The organism is Roseateles sp. (genome assembly GCF_036486225.1).
Classification (GTDB): Bacteria; Pseudomonadota; Gammaproteobacteria; order Burkholderiales; family Burkholderiaceae_C; genus Roseateles.
In genome coordinates this window covers 1-2,618 of the sequence record NZ_DASVNZ010000047.1, presented here as the reverse complement: position 1 = coordinate 2,618, position 2,618 = coordinate 1, and the positions used below count along the sequence as shown (strand labels likewise).

The following is a 2,618-nucleotide window of genomic DNA, read 5'->3' as shown; positions in this document are numbered from 1 at the left end:
CGCAATCGAACGGTCAACAACGCGACGCGCAGCGCCAGCCCGGCCGCGCGCTGCAGGACGAGGACACGGGCGCAGCGGGCGCTTCCGCCGCCTTCGGCTTCGCGGATGCGCTGGCTGGCAGCACGGCGAGCGCAGGCGCAGTCGTCATGAGCGGCAACACGAGGACCCCGCGATGAAGAGCAGGACCAAGTTGATCGGCGTGGTCGCCGCCGTCGCACTGCTGGCGGCCGGCGGTGCCGGCGCGGCCGTGTGGTGGCTGAAGGCGGACGGCACGAAGACGCCGTCGGCCGCCGCCGCGGACGCCGCCCATGGCGGCAAGGACGCGAAGGACGCCAAGGATCCCAAGGACGACGGCAAGCCCGCGCCCGACTACAAGTACGTGACGCTGGACAAGGTCCTGGTGATGCTGCGCGGCCCCAACGGCTCGGCGGTGTCGCACTACATGGCGGTGGACATCGTCTTCAAGACGCTGCCCGAGCAGGAGAAGCGCACCAAGGACCACCTCCCTCTGCTGCGCACGGTGGCCGTGAAGGCGCTGTCCACGCACACGGTCGAGAGCGCGCAGGCGATGAGCGTCGAGCAGTTCGCCGAGTTGCTCAACCAGGCCTATGCCGAGAGCTATGCGACGGACCGGCGCGACGCGCCGTTCGCCGAGGCGCTCATCGGCAAGCTGATCATCGAGTGAGGGCCTGGTGCAGCACGCCTACGCCGAATGGGGCGCCGTCGCGACGGCGGGCCTGAGCGCCGCGCAGAGTGCCGCGATGGAGCAGCGCGCGCTGCTCGAGTACGCGCCGCTGGTCAAACGCGTGGTGCGGCAGCTGTCGGCGCAGGCCAGCGCGGTGATGGACCGCGAGGACATGGCGCAGGTCGGCCTGATGGGCTTGCTGGAGGCGCTGCGCCGCTACGGGCCGCCGGACGCGGGGTTCGGACCCTTCGCCGCGTTGCGGGTGCGCGGCGCGATCCTGGACGAGCTGCGCCGCCAGGACTGGCGCCCGCGCACCGTGCGCCAGGACAGCCACAAGCAGCGCGACGCGCTGCGCGCGCTCACCCGGCAGCTCGGCCGCGAGGCGACCGAGGCCGAGATCCTGCGCCACCTGAAGCTCACGCCGCAGCAGTACCAGGACTTCCTCCAGGCCGAGGTGGCCGAGGAGATGGCCAGCTTCGACGAGCTGGTGGAGGAACTCGCGCAGCTGCCCAGCGAGCACCGCAACCCGGAAGCGCAGCTGATGGTCACGCGCTCGATCGCGCAGGCGCTGACGGCGCTCAACGAGCGCGAGCAGCGCGTGATCCAGCTCTATTACGAATTCGACGCCAGTCTCAAGGAGATCGCCGCCGTGCTCGATCTCACCGAGGCGCGCGTCTCGCAGATCAACAAGGCCGCGCTCGCCAAGATGCGCGCCTTCCTCCAGCAAGTCTGAAGACCGGCGCAACAGGAACAAGGGGAACGGACATGCAGGCACTCATCGGAATCGGGATCGTCCTGGGCTGCGTCTTCGGCGGCTTCATGCTGCACGGCGGCCAGTTCAAGGTCATCTGGCAGCCGGTGGAGCTGCTGATCATCGTCGGCGCCGGCGTGGGCGCGATCGTGCTGGGCAACCCGCGCCACGTGCTGTCGGAGATGCTGCTGCAGCTGCGCAAGCTGGTGCGCCGCAGCGACCACGGCCAGGAGTTCCAGCGTCAGCTGCTGCTGCTGATGTACGAGCTGCTGCAGACGGCGGCCGGCGGCCTGAAGGCGCTGGACGCGCACGTCGAGGCGCCGCACGAGAGCGCGCTGTTCCAGCGTTATCCGCTGATCCTGGAGAACCGCAAGCTGCTGCACTTCATCGTCGACAACTTCCGGCTGATGGCGATGGGCAAGATCAACGCGCATGAGCTGGAGGGCGTGCTGGAGCAGGAGCTCGAGGCCATCCACGACGAGCTGATCCAGCCGTCCAAGTCGCTGCACAAGATCGCCGAGGCGATGCCCGGCTTCGGCATCCTGGCCGCGGTGCTGGGCATCGTGATGGCGATGAACCACGTCGCCGAAGGCGCGGGCACCGGGGAGATCGCCGTCATGGTCGCGGCCGCGATGGTGGGGACCTTCATCGGCATCTTCTTCTGCTACGGCGTGATGGACCCGCTGTCCAACATGATGAAGCAGCTGGTGCATCACGAGCTGTCCTCGCTGGAGTCGGTGAAGGTGGTGCTGGTGACGCATGTGTCGGGCAAGCCGCCGCTGCTGGCGATCGACGCCGGCCGCCGCCTGGTGCAGCTCAACATCAAGCCCAGCTTCGCGCTGCTGGAGAGCTGGATCGACGCGATCGGCGCGGACGATGCGTCGTCCGCCGCGCCGCGCCGCCGCGCGGGCGACCGCCCGGCGGGCGAAGGAGAGCGCCGTGCAGCCTGAGGTCGTGTCCATCGGCCCCGGCGGCATCGTCCCCGGCGCAAAGAGCGCGCGCGATCACCACCCGACGGTGGTGAAGCGCGTGTCGCGCCGCGCCGAGGACGACGGCCACGGCGGCGCGTGGAAGGTCGCCTTTGCCGACTTCTGCCTGGCGCTGCTGTGCCTGTTCCTGGTGCTGTGGCTGCTGGCCTCCCGCAACGCCGAGCGCATGCAGGTCGTGCTGCAGAACGCGGGC

The 2,618-nt window shown here is 69.7% G+C and carries 4 protein-coding genes; all 4 read left to right on the top strand.

The annotated features are described in order from the left end of the window. The first annotated feature begins 172 nt into the window (after positions 1 to 172). Positions 173 to 685 (top strand): flagellar basal body-associated FliL family protein, encoded by a 513-nt coding sequence (locus tag VF536_RS03930; protein WP_331613480.1) that lies wholly within the window; start codon positions 173 to 175, stop codon positions 683 to 685. A gap of 7 nt (positions 686 to 692) precedes the next feature. Then, entirely contained in the window at positions 693 to 1,418 is a 726-nt protein-coding gene (locus VF536_RS03925; RefSeq protein WP_414710272.1) for a FliA/WhiG family RNA polymerase sigma factor, read from the top strand. Between the two features lie 32 nt (positions 1,419 to 1,450). Then, entirely contained in the window at positions 1,451 to 2,386 is a 936-nt protein-coding gene (gene motA / locus VF536_RS03920; protein WP_331613479.1) for a flagellar motor stator protein MotA, read from the top strand. Further along, a partial coding sequence (locus VF536_RS03915) for a flagellar motor protein MotB (RefSeq protein ID WP_331613478.1) occupies positions 2,376 to 2,618 on the top strand: 243 nt, incomplete at its 3' end. The genes motA and VF536_RS03915, both read left to right, overlap by 11 nt.

Coding starts and splice junctions, on each gene's coding strand:
- VF536_RS03930 (WP_331613480.1), top strand. CDS start 173: ATGAAGAGCAGGACCAAGTTGATCGGCGTGGTCGCCGCCGTCGCACTG.
- motA (WP_331613479.1), top strand. CDS start 1,451: ATGCAGGCACTCATCGGAATCGGGATCGTCCTGGGCTGCGTCTTCGGC.